Origin of the sequence: Halobacillus ihumii (genome assembly GCF_902726645.1) — a bacterium.
Classification (GTDB): Bacteria; Bacillota; Bacilli; order Bacillales; family Halobacillaceae; genus Halobacillus_A; species Halobacillus_A ihumii.
In genome coordinates, this window is record NZ_CACVAO010000001.1 from 3883576 (window position 1) to 3902199 (window position 18624).

Genomic DNA, 18624 nt, shown 5'->3' on the forward strand with positions numbered 1-18624 from the left:
GTGGAAAATAATAATTATACAATATTTTCTATTCAGCCGTTAATTTCATTACTCAATTTATCAATTCATTTACGTTTTTATTGCAACGATTGTTTTTTATCTGTAAATTCGATATGATTTTAGTACTTATATGGCTTGTAATAGGAGGTGCGTCACTGGTGAACCAAAATGAAATATTAGTGAGTTTAGATATAGGAACGAGTCGAATTAAAGTTATTATTGGAGAAATTATGAATGATTCCCTTAATATAATTGGCGTTGGATCATCCAAATCAAATGGCATGAAAAAAGGCGCTATTGTAGATATTGACCAAACCGTACATTCGATTAAATCTGCTGTAGAACAAGCAGAGCGAATGGTAGATATGAAAATAGATCGTGTAGTAGTCGGTGTTAACGGCAATCATATTCAACTGCAGCCCTGCCATGGGGTCGTAGCTGTTTCTAGTGAAACGCGTGAAATTGGGAATGAAGATATTACGAGAGTAATAGATGCAGCACAGGTGGTTTCAATTCCTCCTGAACGGGAAATTATTGATGTAATTCCACAACAATTTATTGTGGATGGCCAGGATGAAATCACGGACCCTCGCGGGATGATCGGAGTTCGTCTTGAAATGGAAGGCATGATTATTACATGCGCGAAAACCGTTTTACATAATACATTGAAATGTGTGGAACGAGCCGGGTTAGAAGTGCTCGATGTTTGTTTGCAGCCACTTGCAACCGGTACGGTGGCACTTTCTGAAGATGAAACAAATCTCGGAGTGGCTCTTGTCGATGTAGGTGGTGGATCAACGACTATATCTATTTTTGATGAAGGGCATTTAAGAGGCACAAGTATGATTCCTTATGGTGGAGATAATTTAACGAAAGACTTGTCCGTTGGTTTAAGAACTTCTACACAGGAAGCTGAAAAAATTAAAATCGATCATGGGCATGCTTTTTTTGATGATGCGAACGAAGAGGAAACATTTTCTGTCACAATTATTGGGAGTAATCGCGAACAATCATTCAATCAATTGCAAATCTCTGATATGATTGAAGCAAGACTGGAAGAGATCCTTGTTTTTGCTGCCCAGGAATTGCAGCGTATGGGTGTACGGGAACTACCGGGGGGCTTTGTGCTTACCGGCGGCGCGATGAATATGCCTGGCGTACTGGAGTTGGCTCAAGATGTGTTCAACTCAAATATCCGTCTAGCCATCCCTGATTACATTGGTGTTCGCGAGCCACAGTACACAAGTGGTGTTGGGATATTGCAATTCGCTTATCGTAATGCGAAAATACAAGGGAAAGAGATGTTTCCATCTGTCTCTATGGATTTTGAGCAGCCTGCTCCTAAAAAACAGAAGCGGGTGGCAAAGCAGACAAAAGAAGAAGAAACTGAAGAGCCTAAGAAGAAGAAAAAGGAATCAGGGTTCCAGAACCTATTAAAGTATTTCTTTGATTAAAGTAACAAGAAAATATTTATGGGTAACGTTCGACATAGTAAATCTTGTAATCTTGTGTATTAGGAGGAACGGAAGATGTTAGAGTTTGATACGAGCATGGATTCGCTAGCAACAATTAAAGTGATTGGGGTCGGTGGCGGTGGAAGTAATGCCGTTAACCGAATGATCGAGCATGGAGTTCAAGGTGTAGAATTTATTGCTGTGAACACAGATGCTCAGGCGTTGAATCTATCGAAAGCTGAAGTAAAAATGCAGATTGGCGGCAAACTGACGCGCGGACTTGGTGCTGGAGCGAATCCAGAAGTGGGTCGCAAAGCAGCTGAAGAAAGTAAAGAACAGTTAGAAGAAGCGTTGCAAGGAGCCGATATGGTCTTCGTTACAGCCGGAATGGGTGGAGGCACAGGTACAGGTGCAGCTCCTGTTATTGCTCAAGTAGCTAAAGAACTTGGAGCTTTAACTGTCGGTGTTGTTACCCGTCCGTTTACGTTCGAAGGCCGCAAACGTTCAACTCAGGCAACAGGTGGAATTGAAGGCTTAAAAGGCAGTGTAGATACGTTAATTGTTATCCCGAATGACCGCCTGCTTGAGATCGTTGATAAAAATACACCGATGCTTGAAGCTTTCCGTGAAGCCGACAACGTGCTTCGCCAGGGTGTTCAAGGTATTTCAGATTTGATCGCAGTACCTGGTTTAATTAACGTTGACTTTGCAGACGTCAAAACCATCATGGTTGATAAAGGTTCAGCATTGATGGGGATTGGTATTGCTACAGGAGAAAGCCGGGCGGCAGAAGCTGCCAAAAAAGCAATCTCCTCACCGTTGCTTGAAACGTCTATTGATGGAGCACACGGGGTTCTCATGAACATTAGTGGTGGAGCGAATTTAAGTCTTTATGAAGTCCAGGAGGCAGCTGATATTGTTACGTCGGCAGCAGATCAGGAAGTAAATGTTATCTTTGGTTCCGTTATCAACGAGAACTTGAAAGATGAGATCGTCGTAACTGTTATCGCGACTGGATTTGATGAGGCTCAAATTGCAGAAGCTCAAAAGAGACCGCGCGGTAATATGATGAATCAATCGAAGCCGACACCTCAAGAGCGTGTACGTGAAGAACAGCCGCAATCACGTCGAGAGGCTTCTCATCAAGTGCCGCCTAAACAAGCTCCGCAAGAAGAAGATACACTTGATATTCCAACGTTTTTACGTAACCGTAATCGCCGTAGATAAATAAGTGTGAGAATATCGCTGTCCCTAGAGGGGCAGCGATATTTTTTTATGTGCAGAGATCTATTTTATAGCAGTTAAGTTTATATAAGTTTGGGTGCGTTCAGCGCAAGGAGTAATTAATCAATTCTGGCGGACATCACAGATTCGTATAGTTCTCAGAGAGTTTCACCCGTTATGATATGGCATAATAACCGCGTCACAGAGAGATTTTCATCTATCTCATAAGAAGTTATTTTATCGTGGGTATCTTGAACCTGGAGTGTTTCCGTTCTTCTTTAAACACAAGGAGGTTCGGGAAATTGCGAGACTCCTGTGGGATGAACATGACAGGTGAGACCTCAGAGGACGGAGTCCGAGGAGGCTCAGCGGGTAAAGGAAGTTCGGGGAAAGGCAACGGAAATATATCTCGAGACTGGGTCTTCCAGATTGCTGCCCTTCACCTAATAAAAATGATTTCAAATATTTGACTAGACTTATAGGAGGTATTTCTTTATACATATTTAATCCCTTGGAGAACATGTGACTTAAATTATGAAATTGATTTAACTAACTACAATTTAGTCTACATAATAAAATTACTATGTACTTAACCTTGCAGTTTTCCTCCATAATCATTTTTGAGATTCCCCAAAAATTACTAGACAGAAACTAACAAAACTAGCTTTGAATCAAATCAAAATGTGACAGACTTTTTACATAGACAGGCTTTATACTAATTTATAAATCAATAGAGAGGAGAGGGGAGGATTTACCTTGATGCTGTTTGGACATTGAATATTTTCATGGACGGGATGATTCTATACTTAACGCAAGGATTAACTCGGGCGAAAACGACTAATAAACGTTTAGCCGCAGCAGCTTTGTTTGCTTCCTGCATCGTTCCTATTACGGTGTATATGCCTCATATTTGGTTAACTTCAGCGTTAGGGAAGTTATTTTTTTCGCTTATCATTATCTATATGGCATTTTCTTTTAAGTCTATTCAATCATTTTTCATCCAATGGCTGACGTTCTATTTTGTAACGTTTGCGATTGGAGGTGCATTACTTGGGATTCACTTTTTTTTAAATAGTCGAATTGAATTTGATGGGAGCAGTATGATCACCTTTTCTTCTGGATATGGAGATCCTGTCAGCTGGGTACTTGTGTGTGTCGGCTTTCCGTTATCGTGGTTGTTTACGAAATGGCGCATGGAACAAGTGCAAGCTCACAAAATGAAGACAGAGGATTTGTATAATGTCACGGTCAGCTTTGATGGAAAACAGGCAGATTGTACCGGGTTAGTGGATAGTGGAAACCAGCTGATTGATCCGATCAGCAAGAAAATGGTTTTCTTAGCTGACCTCCATGTGTGGAAGCAGCTTTTGCCCGAACAGGATTTAGAGTACGTAAAGACAGACGAAGTATTGGAGCACTTAGAAGAATTGTCACCTGCAGTACAATCAGCGGTCCGTGTTGTACCGTATCAGGGAGCAGGGTCGCTTGGGCAGTTGATGGTTACGTTCTTTGTCGAGTCGATTACCATTCATACTGATGAAGGTCAATTAAAGGTAGATCAACCACTTCTGGGCGTTCAGCATCATGACTTAACACATGACCAAATGTACCAGATTTTAATTCATCCTCATGCTTCATTAAAGGGAATTACGGCTTAGCGAAGGGAGAGTTTTCATGAAGTGGAAATTTAAACTTAAATTATGGATTTATAAGTTATTAATAAAACTCGGTATTAAGCAAAGTGAAATCTACTACATTGGCGGGAGTGAGGCATTGCCTCCGCCTTTATCTCGAGAGGAAGAGCGGGAATTATTAGAACGGCTGCCTAAAGGAGATAAGGCAGCGCGGGCTATGCTGATTGAACGTAACCTGCGTCTCGTTGTCTATATTGCTCGGAAATTTGAGAACACGGGGCTGAACATCGAAGATTTAATTAGTATCGGTACGATCGGACTCATTAAAGCTGTGAATACGTTTGATCCGGAGAAGAAGATTAAACTGGCAACGTACGCATCAAGATGTATTGAAAATGAAATTCTCATGCACTTGCGTAAAAGCAACAAGCTAAAGACCGAGGTTTCTTTTGATGAACCATTGAATGTGGATTGGGACGGAAATGAATTACTCTTGTCTGACATCCTTGGCACGGATGAAGATTTAATTACAAGAGGCATTGAGAAAAAGATTGATAAAACATTACTTAAATCAGCTCTCAAACAATTAAATGATCGTGAGAAAGAGATTATGGAATTGCGGTTTGGATTGATTGGAAAAAAAGAAAAAACTCAAAAAGATGTTGCAGATATGATGGGCATCTCTCAATCCTATATATCAAGGCTTGAGAAGAAAATCATCCGCCGCTTGCAACGTGAATTTGATAAAATGGTATAGATATTCTTACGTGGAGTCGTGCATAAATTTTCCTCCCAAGGAGATACTGAGAACTGATTAAAGCTTCTTGGGAGGGTCTTACATTGACACGTCATAAAGTAGAAATATGTGGTGTAGATACATCAAAGCTTCCTGTACTTAAAAATAAAGAAATGCGGGCCCTATTTAAACGAATGCAAAGTGGAGATGACAGTGCTCGGGAAGAGCTTGTCAATGGAAACTTACGCCTAGTTTTATCAGTCATTCAGAGGTTTAACAATCGCGGCGAATACGGGGATGATTTGTTCCAGGTTGGCTGTATTGGATTGATGAAATCGATTGATAACTTTGATCTCAGTCACAATGTGAAATTTTCCACCTATGCCGTTCCGATGATCATTGGGGAAATTCGCCGTTACTTGCGGGATAATAACCCCATTCGCGTTTCCCGTTCACTTCGGGATACAGCCTACAAAGCGCTGCAGATGCGTGAGAAAATGATAGGTGAAACATCGAAGGATCCAGCCCCTCATGAAATCGCTGATAAAATGGGTGTGCCCCATGAGGATGTTGTCTTTGCGATGGATGCGATCCAAGATCCTGTTTCCTTGTTTGAACCGATTTATAATGATGGCGGAGACCCGATTTTTGTTGTCGATCAATTAAAGGATGATCGTGAAAAAGATTCTAACTGGGTGGACGAGTTATCTTTAAGGGAAGGTATGAAAAAGCTGAATGACCGCGAAAAGATGATTCTAACGAAACGATTTTTTCAAGGGAAAACTCAAATGGAAGTTGCTGATGAAATCGGTATTTCACAAGCACAAGTTTCAAGGCTGGAGAAAGCGGCCATAAAGGAAATGAATTCATCTATGTTTCAATAGAGAAAACACCGTTTGCAAGGAATTTGCAGCGGTGTTTTCTTTTTGTAAAGAAAGAGTTGCCGATCTTGTGCATACACTCTAGAAAGGAGTGGTGAAGTAATGAAAATTTCTGAACTGCAAATGAAAGATGTTATTGCGATGGAAACAGGGGAACGCCTTGGCTATATATCAGATTTAGACATCGATACTCAACGCGGCCAGCTGCAAGGCTTAGTCATTACCTTAAAAGGAAAAGCGATGGGGCTGTTCGGCAAAGACGAGGAAATCGTCATCCCCTGGACGCAAATTGTAAACATTGGGGCCGACGTTATTTTAGTGAAAAAATCCAGTTATAGTGGAGTTAAGAGTCAACAAAAGTCAAATTCTCACGAATGACTTACGAATGATATAGGAAAAAGCATGAATAATGTGGTAAAATGGAGGGAAATTGAGGTGGTATTATGACCGAGCCTTTCAAACACCAGGCGATGAGACATTTATCGTGTTTAGAAGAATATGGCGTAAAAGCAGGAATAACGACGAGACAGAACGGGTATAGTGAAATGCCATACGATTCATTAAATATGGGATTACATGTCGGCGATGCAGAAGCTGACGTGTTACGGAATCGCAAAGAACTTGCAAATGATCTGGGAATTCCATTAGCCCAATGGGTGATGGGCCAACAAGTTCATGGAACGGGTATACACGTTGTCAAACAGGAAGATGCAGGAAGAGGAGCATTTGCTAAAGAACAGACGATAGCTGATGTAGATGGATTGATTACCAATCAAAAAGATCTTCTTCTTACCGCCTTCTATGCGGATTGTGTTCCTCTTCTTTTCATCGACCCGGAAGCAGAATGGATAGGGATCGCCCATGCAGGCTGGAAAGGTACTGTGCACGATATGACTGAGCGCATGGTTAATGCTTTAACAAGCCAGGGGGCTTCTGCCGAGAACATGAGGATGGTTATTGGACCTTCCATTGGTGAACGAAATTATGAAGTCGACCACCATGTTATTCGTCACATTCCCGAAGCTTATAAGAAGAAAGTGTCCATTCCTAAGGGATCTGATAAATATTTGTTAGACTTAAAAGAATTAAACAGACAAACGGCGCTTGATGCAGGTTTGCGCGAATCCCACATTTATAAGACGAATTTATGTACGTATGAGGAAGATGAGCTATTCTATTCTCATCGGCGTGACCATGGGAAAACGGGGAGAATGCTGGCTTATATTGGTCTTTAAGTAAATGTGAAAGGAGCAGCGATACATACATGACTGTAGCAGACAACTTAACACAAATGGAAGAAACGATTGAGCAAGCGTGCAAGAGAAGTAATCGTAATCGTGATGAGATTACGATCATTGCTGTAACGAAGTACGTATCGATCGAAAGGACAAAAGAAGCATTGGAAGCTGGGGTAACAAATCTCGGTGAGAACAGGAAAGAAGGCTTCCTTGAAAAATATGAGAGTATTGGAAATCAGGCGAAGTGGCATTTTATCGGTTCACTGCAATCGCGTAAGGTGAAGGATGTAATCCACCAAATTGATATGCTTCACTCTTTGGATCGCCGGTCCCTCGCAAAAGAAATTAATAAGCGGGCTGAAGACCCTGTTTCTTGTTTTGTACAAGTTAATGTCAGTGGAGAAGAATCGAAACATGGCCTCCCCCCGGAGGAAGTGGGCTCCTTCATTGAGGCCATGAAAGCATATGAAAAAGTTAAGATTGTCGGACTAATGACTATGGCGCCGCATGTTGAGGCAGAAGAGGAATTAAGAGCCGTTTTTAGAAAACTACGTGCTTTACGTGACCAGGTTAGGGACAAGCATCTGGCCCATGCTCCTTGCGAATGGCTGTCCATGGGAATGAGTAATGATTACCAGATTGCCATTGAAGAGGGAGCTACCCACATCCGGGTCGGATCCAGTTTAGTTGGATAATAAAAAATATCTGAGGTGATCAGAATGAGCATGAAAAATAAATTCAAATCTTTTTTTACACTGGAAGATGAATATGAATACGTCGACGAAGATAGAATGGATAGTGAAGCAGAGGAAGAAGAAATAACACCTATGCAAAGAAACAGGCAAAGACAGGAACATCAAAATGTTGTGAGCCTGAAGAGTGCCAAGTCTTCCTCTAAAATGGTTTTAAGTGAACCTAAAGCATATAACGAGGCGCAGGAAATAGCTGACCAGCTTGTGAATCGAAAAGCAGTGGTTATTAATTTGCAGCGAGTAGACCATCACCAAGCGAAGCGAATTGTGGATTTTCTCAGTGGTACCGTTTATGCTATAGGTGGAGACATTCAAAAGCTTGGTACCCAAACATTTCTATGTACACCGGATAATGTGGAAATTTCTGGTTCGATTACAGAAATGCTGATGGGTGAAGAAGAAGATATGAGTAGAAGGTGGTAAATGATGGTCCAGTTGTTCAATGTTTTACTTTTTGCGATTAATATTTATAGTTGGCTCTTAATTATTTACATTCTTTTGTCTTGGTTCCCAGGTGCAAGAGAGTCAAGTTTTGGCGAGATTCTCAGTAAAATGTGCGAACCATTTCTAGAGCCGTTTCGAAAGATCATTCCGCCGCTAGGAATGATTGATTTATCTCCTCTTGTAGCCATTTTTGTCTTGCGATTTGCAGGGCAAGGTCTTCAAGTTTTGTTTAATATGATTTTTTATTAATAACCGAATCGGAACAGGTTAGATGCTAGCCGAAAGCAGCCAGCCTCTCATCTGTTCTTTTTGTCGTAAACGGTGGTGATTTTATGGAAATCTATCAGCATTTCAGAGAAGATGAGCGTCCATTTATCGATCAAGTGATCTCCTGGGAGAATGATGTGGAGATGCGCTATGAACGAAAAGAAAGTGATTTTCTAAACCCCCGGGAACAACAGATCGTAAGTGCAGTTATGGGAAATAATCCTGTGCTGCAATGGAGCTTATACGGCGGATCAGAAGCCAGTGAGAGAAAACGAGCGATTATAGCTCCTGAATATGAAGTCATTAATGACCAGGACTTCCAAGTTGTGCTGTTGGAAGCAAGTTATCCTGATAAGTTTATGACACTTGAGCACCGGGATGTACTTGGGGCGTTTATGTCACTAGGCATTCGCAGGGAAAAACTCGGTGACCTTATTGTTCAAAATGGATGGATTCACATTGTGGCAGCTTCCGAAATCAGTGAATACATATGTATGAATTTTACCGGCGTGAAAAAAGCAAAAGTAAGCTTCGAGCCAAAGCCGCTTAACTCGTTGATGGAAAGTAACGACGTGTGGCAGTCGAAAGACGCTACGTTAAGCTCATTAAGGCTAGATGTCGTTGTAAAAGAAATATACGGCGTATCTCGAAAAAAGGCAGCAATGTATATTGAGGCGGGGCATGTGAAGGTCAATTTTAAAATAGTAGAAAGCCCATCCTTTCTTATAGAAGCAGGAGATCTCCTTTCTGTCCGGGGAAGCGGAAGAAGCAGAGTAGACCAAATTAATGGCATGACGAAGAAAGAAAAATATCGTGTGACGATTTCTAAATTAATTGGATGAATTTAGAGGAATTACACGAATGACTGTCGAAAGAAGTAACTAGTGCTATTTGTATCGAACTTATAGGGAGGTGGCCGGTGTGCCTTTAACACCACTTGATATTCACAATAAAGAATTTACACGCGGGTTCAGGGGATATGATGAGGATGAAGTCAATGAATTTCTAGATCAAGTCATCAAAGATTATGAAATCGTCATTCGTAAGAAGAAAGAACTCGAACGTGAAGTCGAACAGATGAATGAACGTCTAGGTCACTTCAACACAATTGAAACCACGCTGAATAAATCCATTCTTGTTGCGCAGGAAACCGCGGAAGAAGTTAAAAATAGCGCGACGAAAGAATCTAAACTTATCGTACGCGAAGCAGAAAAAAATGCAGACCGGATTATTAATGAGGCTTTAGAGAAATCCAGAAGAATTTCAGTAGAAGTTGAAGAAATGAAGAAACAAGCTAAAGTGTTTAAGATGAGGCTGCGCATGCTCGTTGAAGCACAAGTGGATATGATTGATAATGATGACTGGGATCATCTCTTTGAAACTGAATTTGATGAAGAAATTGACTTAAAAGAAGAGCTGGCAAATAAATAACACTTGACTTCTTGAACGGGATTACATATAATGCATAAGCATAAAGTGAAACTCCCATGTCTATTTGGCCGGGATAATTGAATATGAATCAAACGATGATAGGGAAAGTACGTCAGGGATGCAGGGACTCTTGAAGCGATTCGGTGATGGTGGAAGACCGAAGCTTGCCTCTGTTGGAAAATCCCCCTTGAGTTACTACGTCGAACCTTGTAGCAGTAGATGTAGTCGAGTCATTCACGATACGAATAAGACAAGTGAATCAGCTGCGTTCCAGCTGATTGATTAGGGTGGTAACGCGAGCCTTCTCGTCCCTTTATTAGGGATGAGAAGGCTTTTTTATCGTCATTAGATATCCATTTAAAGGCAGGATCATTTTGCTGGCAAGCGAAGTTGGGTAGCCCGTTTCCCGGCACCCAGGCAGCTTGCGATTTAGTTCTATGAAAACGAAGGAGGAGCATCTATGAATTACAAAGAAACATTGCTGATGCCTAAAACAGAATTTCCGATGCGAGGCAATTTACCGAATCGTGAACCGGAAATGCAGAAAACGTGGGAAGAATTAAATATTTATCAGGAAGTCCAAAAACGAACAGAGGGACGTCCGTTGTTCGTGCTGCATGATGGACCTCCCTACGCCAACGGAAGCCTGCACATGGGGCATGCGTTAAATAAGTCACTAAAAGATTTTATTGTACGATATAAATCCATGGCCGGCTACCATGCTCCATACGTTCCTGGCTGGGATACGCACGGGTTGCCAATCGAATCAGCGTTAGCTAAGAAAAAGGTAGATCGCAAAAAAATGTCTGTTGCGGAATTCCGTGAGCGCTGTGCCGAGTATGCTCTAGGTCAGCTTGACAGTCAGCGAAAAGAATTTAAACGTATGGGTGTTCGCGGTGACTGGGATAACCCTTATATTACATTAAATAAAGATTATGAGGCCGAACAAATTAAGGTATTCGGCGACATGGCTAAGAAAGGATATATTTATAAAGGTCTTAAGCCAGTTTTCTGGTCTCCATCTTCTGAATCTGCTTTAGCTGAAGCAGAAATTGAATATCAGGATAAGCGTTCTCCATCTATTTATGTAGCGTTTGACGTTAAAGATGGTAAAGGACTACTGGAAGGCGATGAAAAGTTTATCATCTGGACGACAACGCCTTGGACGATTCCGTCTAACTTAGGGATTGCTTTAAATCCGGGCTATGATTACGCAGTCGTTCAAGTCGGTCAAAATAAATTTATCATTGCTCGCGATTTGCTAGACACAGTAGCTGAAAAGCTTGAGTGGACAGATTATGAAGTGAAACAGATTTTCAAAGGAAAAGAAGCGGATCGTATAACCGCCAAACATCCATTGTATGATCGTGAATCACTAGTCGTTCTAGGGGACCACGTTACCGTCGACGGTGGTACGGGATGTGTGCACACTGCCCCAGGTCACGGGGAAGATGACTTCTGGGTAGGGCAGCAGTATGGTCTTGATGTGCTTTGCCCTGTCGATCATAAAGGTGTCTTCACAGAGGAAGCTCCGGGGTATGAAGGAATGTTCTATGATAAAGCTAACAAACCGATCACGGATGAGCTGAAAGAATCAGGTGCCTTGTTAAGCCTTGAATTTATTACACACTCCTATCCGCACGATTGGCGTACGAAGAAGCCGACTATTTTCCGGGCTACGGATCAATGGTTTGCTTCAATTAAAGATTTCCGTGAAGAACTATTGGAGGAAATCAATCAGGTAAAATGGACGCCTAAATGGGGAGAAACCCGTTTGTATAATATGGTTCGCGACCGTCAGGACTGGTGTATTTCCCGTCAGCGCACGTGGGGCGTGCCGATCCCTGTCTTCTATGCTGAAAATGGCACACCTATTATTACAGATGAGACAATTACTCACGTATCTGAGCTGTTCCGTGAACACGGTTCTAATGTCTGGTTTGAGCGTGAAGCGAAAGACTTGCTTCCTGAAGGATTTACGTCAGAATATAGTCCAAATGGTGAGTTTACGAAAGAGACGGATATTATGGACGTATGGTTTGATTCTGGATCTTCCCATCAAGGTGTCCTGCATCAAAGGGAAGAGCTGAATCGCCCTGCTGATCTTTATCTCGAAGGATCCGACCAATACAGAGGCTGGTTTAACTCTTCGTTATCGACCTCTGTTGCAGTTACAGGAAAGGCACCGTTCAAAGGTATCCTGAGTCATGGATTTGCTCTTGATGGAAATGGACGCAAGATGAGTAAGTCGCTTGGAAATGTCATCATTCCTGACAAAGTGATGAAACAGCTTGGTGCTGATATTATTCGTCTTTGGGTTGCCTCTGCGGATTATCAAGCTGATGTGAGAATTTCTGATAAAATTTTAAAACAAGTAGCTGAAGTTTACCGTAAAGTTCGTAATACCTTCCGCTTTTTACTCGGTAATCTGCACGATTTTGATCCAACCACAGACATGGTTAGCGACGAGAAGCTCCAGGAAGTGGATCAATATATGCTGCATCGTCTCCATACGCTTGTAGATGACGTTCGCCATGCATATGATGACTACGAGTTTTCGGTAGTTTATAACAAGGTACACAATTTCTGTACCATTGATCTAAGTTCATTCTATTTAGACTTTGCTAAAGATATTCTGTATATTGAAGCGAAAAATCATCCTTACCGTCGCAGCATCCAGACGGTTTATTATAAGATTTTAACTTCTCTCGTGAAGCTGATGTCACCGATTATCCCGCATACGGCTGATGAGACTTGGCGCTTTATTCTAGGAGCAGATGCAGCTAGTGTCCAGCTGACGGATATGCCGGAAGCCAATGATCCTGTCGATGCGTCACTCGTTGAGAAATGGGATCACTTCATGGAAGTACGCGATGACGTGTTAAAAGCACTTGAAGTCGCTCGTAATGAAAAAGTGATCGGAAAATCACTTGAGGCTCGTGTGACTCTGATACCTAAGGATGACAAAACCCGTGAAGTCCTTACGAGCATTGAGCACCTCCATCAGCTTCTGATTGTATCGGACGCAACCGTTGCGACGGAGGCAAAAGAAGCTCAATCTTATGAGCATGTGGACGTAGAAGTTGTGAAGCATGACGGGGAAAAATGTGAGCGCTGCTGGGTATCCTCTGATGATATTGGAAAAGATCAGAATCATCCAGAATTGTGTGTGCGTTGTGCAACCGTTGTGAAAGAACATTACGAAGTGTAAATAAAGTGTGCCGCTCTCGTTGATGGGGCGGCACATTTTTTTGTGTGAAGGGGGCAGACTCTGGCCATTGGGTAGAATAACTGATCGCTAGAGCCGAATCCCCGTGTGTTAAGGCCGAACCTCCGTGTGTTAGGGGCGAACTCTCATGCGCTAGGTCCGAACCCCCGCGCGCCAGGGTCGAGCCCCTGCGAGCTAAGTCCGAACCTCCACGCGCTAGGGTCGAGCCTCCGTGAGCTAGGTCCGAACCTCCGCACGCCAGGGTCGAACCCTCATGTGCTAAGTCCGAACGAGCTACCCGGCCCCCAGATCAAATCCATAGTGTCAATTTCACTAGACCGAACGATACTAAAAAGCCCTAACCTCTGATTCAGAAGTTAGGGCTTTTGCATAAGTTTTAATGAAATGACTTCTAATTAGAATTAGAATACTCTTTCTGTGACTTGCTCTTATCAGAAAGGAACCAGCCGCCGATTGCGATGGTAAGTAGTACGGTCCAGAAAATAATTGTCCAAATTGTGCTGTGAGCAAATGTTTCTGGCAGTATGCCGACATTGTGGTGGGACAGTGTAATAATAGCTAGTTTCACACCTACCCATGTCACGATCAAATAGGCTGCTGTCTCTAAGCCAGGACGTTTTTCAAGAAGTTGTACAAACCAGTTGGCTGCAAATTTAATAAGTACCAGTCCTGCGATCGTGGCGATGACGATTACCGCATATTTACCGCCATCCATTCCTCCAAACTGGGGAAGTGGTGTAGCTGGTAATGTTACGGCAAGGGCCACGGCTGCCAGGATAGAATCGATCGCAAAAGCCACATCGGCAATCCCGATTTTTGCTACAGTAGGCCAGAAACCGGCTCCAGCTTTATCTTCCTCACTTTCTTCACCTTCATTTTTCTTAACGAAAAATGTAGCATATACGTGTTTGACACCGAGGTAGATAAGGTAAGCTGCTCCAATTGCCTGAACTTGCCAGACACCTGCCAAAAATGAGATTAGGAAGATGGCAGCGAATCGGAAAATAAAGGCCATAAGAATACCATAGTCGATCGCACGTTTTTTCTCATTTTCTGGTAAGTGCTTGGCGATCACCGCAAGCACAAGGGCGTTATCAGCAGATAAGATACCCTCCAGACCAATTAACACCAGTAAGGTCCAGCCATATTCCAGCCAGATTGATTCCATGTTGATTTCTCCTTTCAAGACGACAATATAAGATGAATGCATTTCCAAGTTGAACTGGTATAGACCACAAAAAACAAGACCTTTCACCATTCAACATGGTCAAAGGTCTTGCTAACAATACCGTAGTTGCCAGTAATGCCGAGAATGATTTTACCCACTCTGTAATGACGACAGTTACTGTTAAAGCTACTCCCCTTTGGAATTCTATGATTAGTTAACCACGTTAGGCACCATAAGTCAATAATTTTTCCCTGAGGTTATTAAACTAATTGTAGACAAAACATGGGCCTGATGAATGCCGAGCTAGTCTGAGTGAAGACATGTGACCCTGGTCTCTCCGCTTCCTTTCATTTTATGATACAATAACAAAGGAAAATAATAATGGAGGCCGGTTATGTACATATTCTATTTGATTGCTGCTGCGATTATCGTGCTTGATCAACTGACTAAGTGGATTATTGTACGAACTATGGAGATACGTGAATCCATTCCTGTTATTGAGAACTTCTTTTACATCACCTCCCATCGAAATCAAGGGGCGGCCTGGGGAATCCTGCAGGGTCAAATGTGGTTTTTCTACATTGTTACCGTCATCGTAATTGGTGTGATTATTTATTATATGGGTCAATACGCGAAACAAAGCAGCTTCGTGGGAGTGGCTCTAGCCTTAATACTAGGCGGTGCAATTGGGAACTTCATTGATCGGTTATTTCGAAAAGAAGTCGTTGATTTTCTTAATTTCTATATTGGAAACTATAATTTTCCGATCTTTAATGTCGCGGATTCATCACTCGTTGTAGGCGTGATCTTTGTGCTCATTGCTACATTTATTGATGAACGACGCCAGAAAAAAGGAGTAAAAGCATGAGTGAAACTTATCAGGCGAAAGATACTGACCAATCCAAAAGAATTGATAAATTGTTAGCGGACATCATCGACGATGCTTCCAGGTCCCAAGTGCAGGGCTGGTTAAAAGAGGATCTCGTATTAGTCAACGAACAACCTGTCAAAAGTAATTACAAAATTCAAGCGGGAGATGTGATTACCTGGACAATCCCTGAACCCAAGCCATTAGAGCTAAAGGCAGAAAACATCGATCTTGAAATTGTGTATGAGGATCGTGATGTAATTGTTGTCAATAAGCCTTCTGGGATGGTCGTTCACCCTTCAGCCGGCCATGAGAGTGGAACGCTCGTGAACGCCTTGCTGTATCATTGTGATGATTTGTCAGGAATCAATGGCGTAGAGCGTCTGGGTATTGTGCATCGGATTGATAAAGATACGAGTGGACTATTGATGGTGGCCAAAAATGATCGTGCTCATGAGTCTCTTGTTACACAACTTAGGGACAAAACAGTGGAACGAAAATATATAGCAATTGTTCACGGGTCGATCTCTCATGAATATGGCACGATCGATGCTCCGATTGGACGTGATACGAAAGACCGTCAGCGTATGGCAGTCGTTGAAGGAGGCCGAGATGCGGTCACACACTTCAAAGTACTTGATCATTTTCCTGAATTCACTCTCGTTGAATGTACATTGGAGACGGGAAGAACCCATCAAATTCGTGTTCATATGCGCTATATTAATCATCCGCTGGCAGGTGACCCTAAATACGGTCCGCGAAAAACGCTTGATTTGAACGGACAAGCCCTTCATGCGAAAACCTTGGGATTTGATCACCCCACGTCAGGCGAGCGGTTGACGTTTGAAATTGAACCACCAGCGGAATTCACGAAAACCATTCAACATCTAAGAAATAGAAGTTGACAAATCTCTGCAAGTTTGCCATAATTCCTATTAGAATAAAATAGTCCTTTAATGATAGTCCCGTGAGGCTAAAAAGGTTCGGTTCACACCTTGTGTGGTTAAGCCCTTTTTCTGCCTTCATGTGGAAAAAGGGCTTTTGTTATGAATAGGGGTGAGCAGATGGAGAGAAAGGCAACAGTACTTGATGATGCAGCGATTCGACGGGCTCTTACGAGGATTTCCCACGAGATCATTGAGAAAAATAAAGGCGTGGAAGATGTTGTCCTTGTCGGGATCAAAACACGCGGAGTTCCGATAGCTGAGCGTCTCCGTTCAAAAATTGAGAGCATTGAAGGAGATTCGCTTCCTGGAGGCGAACTCGATATTACTCTCTATCGTGATGATCTTTCGAAAAAAGGAAATCAAGCTGACCCGGATGTTAAAGAAACAAACATTTCCGAGGATATAACGAACAAAAAAGTAATTTTAGTAGATGATGTGCTTTATACGGGCCGTACGGTGCGTGCCGCAATGGACGCTCTAATGGATTATGGAAGGCCATCACAAATACAGTTAGCAGTTCTGGTTGATCGCGGCCATCGCGAACTTCCGATTCGTGCGGATTATGTTGGGAAGAATGTGCCTACTTCACTTAATGAAGTAGTGACCGTCTCACTGTCAGAAACCGACGCAGCTGATGAAGTATATATTTCCGAAAAATAAATAGATGTTACACCTTTAATGGAAGTCCCGTGAGGCTTAAAAGGTCGTAAATGAAAAGCGCGTCCACCGATGCGCCCACCTCTTTGCGTACCTTTATGCAAAGAGGTTTTTTTATACGAAAAGCGGAGAGGGGCGTTTAGACCTGACACGCATAAGCGGAGCGGGGCGCTTAGAGAATTCGACTAAAAACCGCCCGTTCTGCGGAAAACAGCGCAAATAAAAGGAGGAAATGGTATGAACTCAACAGAAGGAACAATCGGGATTCGAGAAATACCGAAAGCACATAAATGGATCACATTAAGCATTCAGCATCTTTTCGCCATGTTTGGTGCAACGATACTGGTACCATTTCTAACCGGTTTATCACCAGCCGTCGCACTCGTTTCAAGCGGTTTTGGAACATTGGCTTATCTGCTCATTACAAGAGGAAGGATTCCAGCTTACCTTGGCTCAAGTTTTGCTTTCATTTATCCTATTGTAGAAGTATCGAAGACAAGCGGTATAGCTGGAGCCATGATTGGCAGCTTTTTAGCAGGGCTTGTGTACGGAGCAGTGGCCTTACTTATATCCATATTCGGATTAAATTGGCTGATTAAATTACTGCCTCCGGTTGTAGTAGGACCAGTCATCATTGTCATTGGCTTAGGACTATCCTCCACGGCAATTGATATGGCCATGTATTTGCCAGGTGAAGGACAAGTGTACAGTGCTACACACTTTACCGTAGCGCTCGTCACGTTAGGAATTACAATCTTGGCTACCGTCTTTCTAAGAGGATTTTTAAGCCTGCTGCCGATCTTATTCGGAATTATTGGCGGCTATCTGTTTGCATGGACACAAGGGATTGTCGACACTACTCAGATTCAGGCGGAGTGGCAGAACATTGTATCGGCAGGCTCAATTGGAGGTATTTTTCAAGCACTCTTCCAGATGCCGGAATTTCTTATCCCATTCAAGGATTTCTCACCGACAGAAGTATTCAGCTGGCATATCGTACTAGTCATGGTGCCTTTTGCTCTCGTAACAATTACGGAACATATTGGCGATCAAATGGTATTATCCAAGGTTGTCGGTAAGAACTTTTTAAAGGATCCAGGACTAAACCGATCTATTCTTGGGGATGGTGTCGCGACGATGATGGCTTCATGCCTTGGGGGTCCGCCGAATACGACGTATGGTGAAAATATCGGGGTCCTGGCTATAACGAAAGTTTACAGCGTGTTTGTCATCGGAGGAGCAGCTCTTGTGGCTATCCTATTCGGGTTCATGGGAATGAGCACAGCCGTAATTGGATCAATCCCTTCAGCTGTAATGGGCGGAGTTTCGATTCTGCTATTCGGAACGATCGCTTCAAGTGGATTACGGATGTTAATCGACAATCAAGTAGATTTTGGGGAAAAACGTAATTTAATTATCGCGTCCGTTATCCTTGTACTAGGAGTTGGCGGCGCATTTATTCAAGTGACAGATGAAGTCCAGATTGCCGGCATGGCGCTAGCAGCGATTGTGGGAGTATTACTAAACCTCATTCTTCCTGGAAAAGAAAAAAGTCAGGGGAATGGCCGTATGTTTGAAGAACCTGAAGTGGAACAAGAACAGAAAAATGATGGAGCAGCGTAATCTAAACCTAAACACGTTTTAACAGAGTCCTGTGAGACTTTGAAGGGTGTACTTTGGGCTTAGCTTGTTCG

18 protein-coding genes and 1 other annotated feature are annotated in these 18624 nt (G+C 42.6%); of the genes, 17 read left to right on the forward strand and 1 reads right to left on the reverse strand.

Annotated elements, in window-relative coordinates; translation table 11 throughout:
• Nucleotides 1-158: 158 nt before the first annotated feature.
• The 13 genes from ftsA (at nt 159) to ileS (ending at nt 13272) form a co-directional block, all read left to right on the forward strand.
• Nucleotides 159-1454: a cell division protein FtsA gene (gene ftsA / locus G6R08_RS19445; protein ID WP_163530423.1), complete on the forward strand. Its 1296-nt coding sequence runs from the start codon at nt 159-161 to the stop codon at nt 1452-1454.
• Nucleotides 1455-1529: 75 nt separating this feature from the next.
• Complete coding sequence (ftsZ, locus tag G6R08_RS19450) at nt 1530-2681, forward strand: cell division protein FtsZ (protein ID WP_163530425.1); 1152 nt, start codon at nt 1530-1532, stop codon at nt 2679-2681.
• A 746-nt stretch (nt 2682-3427) separates the two neighbouring features.
• Nucleotides 3428-4336, forward strand: coding sequence for a sigma-E processing peptidase SpoIIGA (gene spoIIGA / locus G6R08_RS19455; protein ID WP_275897962.1), 909 nt, complete (start codon nt 3428-3430; stop codon nt 4334-4336).
• Between the two features lie 16 nt (nt 4337-4352).
• Nucleotides 4353-5069, forward strand: coding sequence for an RNA polymerase sporulation sigma factor SigE (sigE, locus tag G6R08_RS19460; RefSeq protein WP_079529762.1), 717 nt, complete (start codon nt 4353-4355; stop codon nt 5067-5069).
• Between the two features lie 83 nt (nt 5070-5152).
• Complete coding sequence (gene sigG / locus G6R08_RS19465; protein WP_079529763.1) at nt 5153-5932, forward strand: RNA polymerase sporulation sigma factor SigG; 780 nt, start codon at nt 5153-5155, stop codon at nt 5930-5932.
• A gap of 99 nt (nt 5933-6031) precedes the next feature.
• Nucleotides 6032-6307, forward strand: a complete 276-nt coding sequence (locus G6R08_RS19470; RefSeq protein WP_079529764.1) for a YlmC/YmxH family sporulation protein — start codon at nt 6032-6034, stop codon at nt 6305-6307.
• 65 nt (nt 6308-6372) lie between these two features.
• Entirely contained in the window at nt 6373-7164 is a 792-nt protein-coding gene (gene pgeF, locus G6R08_RS19475) for a peptidoglycan editing factor PgeF (RefSeq protein ID WP_163530427.1), read from the forward strand.
• 29 nt (nt 7165-7193) lie between these two features.
• A complete protein-coding gene (locus G6R08_RS19480; protein WP_163530429.1) occupies nt 7194-7862 on the forward strand; it encodes a YggS family pyridoxal phosphate-dependent enzyme in 669 nt (222 codons plus the stop codon).
• Nucleotides 7863-7886: 24 nt separating this feature from the next.
• Nucleotides 7887-8342: a cell division protein SepF gene (locus G6R08_RS19485; RefSeq protein ID WP_163530431.1), complete on the forward strand. Its 456-nt coding sequence runs from the start codon at nt 7887-7889 to the stop codon at nt 8340-8342.
• Nucleotides 8343-8345: 3 nt separating this feature from the next.
• A complete protein-coding gene (locus tag G6R08_RS19490; RefSeq protein WP_163531406.1) occupies nt 8346-8612 on the forward strand; it encodes a YggT family protein in 267 nt (88 codons plus the stop codon).
• An 83-nt stretch (nt 8613-8695) separates the two neighbouring features.
• Nucleotides 8696-9472: a YlmH family RNA-binding protein gene (locus G6R08_RS19495; RefSeq protein WP_163530433.1), complete on the forward strand. Its 777-nt coding sequence runs from the start codon at nt 8696-8698 to the stop codon at nt 9470-9472.
• Nucleotides 9473-9551: 79 nt separating this feature from the next.
• Complete coding sequence (locus tag G6R08_RS19500) at nt 9552-10061, forward strand: DivIVA domain-containing protein (RefSeq protein ID WP_079529770.1); 510 nt, start codon at nt 9552-9554, stop codon at nt 10059-10061.
• Nucleotides 10062-10147: 86 nt separating this feature from the next.
• Nucleotides 10148-10377: a binding site (T-box leader), on the forward strand.
• A 144-nt stretch (nt 10378-10521) separates the two neighbouring features.
• Nucleotides 10522-13272 (forward strand): isoleucine--tRNA ligase, encoded by a 2751-nt coding sequence (gene ileS, locus G6R08_RS19505; RefSeq protein WP_163530435.1) that lies wholly within the window; start codon nt 10522-10524, stop codon nt 13270-13272.
• 409 nt (nt 13273-13681) lie between these two features.
• Here ileS and G6R08_RS19510 read toward each other — a convergent pair whose 3' ends face one another.
• A complete protein-coding gene (locus G6R08_RS19510; RefSeq protein WP_163530437.1) occupies nt 13682-14458 on the reverse strand; it encodes a TerC family protein in 777 nt (258 codons plus the stop codon).
• Between the two features lie 394 nt (nt 14459-14852).
• Between G6R08_RS19510 and lspA the strand changes: the two genes are divergently transcribed.
• From lspA to G6R08_RS19530, 4 genes are all read left to right on the forward strand, one after another.
• On the forward strand, nt 14853-15326 hold the full coding sequence (lspA, locus tag G6R08_RS19515; protein WP_163530439.1) for a signal peptidase II: 474 nt from the start codon (nt 14853-14855) through the stop codon (nt 15324-15326).
• Nucleotides 15323-16231, forward strand: a complete 909-nt coding sequence (locus G6R08_RS19520) for an RluA family pseudouridine synthase (RefSeq protein WP_163530440.1) — start codon at nt 15323-15325, stop codon at nt 16229-16231. Before lspA ends, G6R08_RS19520 begins: the two co-directional genes overlap by 4 nt.
• A 159-nt stretch (nt 16232-16390) precedes the next feature.
• Nucleotides 16391-16933: a bifunctional pyr operon transcriptional regulator/uracil phosphoribosyltransferase PyrR gene (pyrR, locus tag G6R08_RS19525; RefSeq protein WP_163530442.1), complete on the forward strand. Its 543-nt coding sequence runs from the start codon at nt 16391-16393 to the stop codon at nt 16931-16933.
• A 234-nt stretch (nt 16934-17167) separates the two neighbouring features.
• Nucleotides 17168-18553, forward strand: coding sequence for a solute carrier family 23 protein (locus tag G6R08_RS19530; RefSeq protein ID WP_163530444.1), 1386 nt, complete (start codon nt 17168-17170; stop codon nt 18551-18553).
• Nucleotides 18554-18624: the final 71 nt, after the last annotated feature.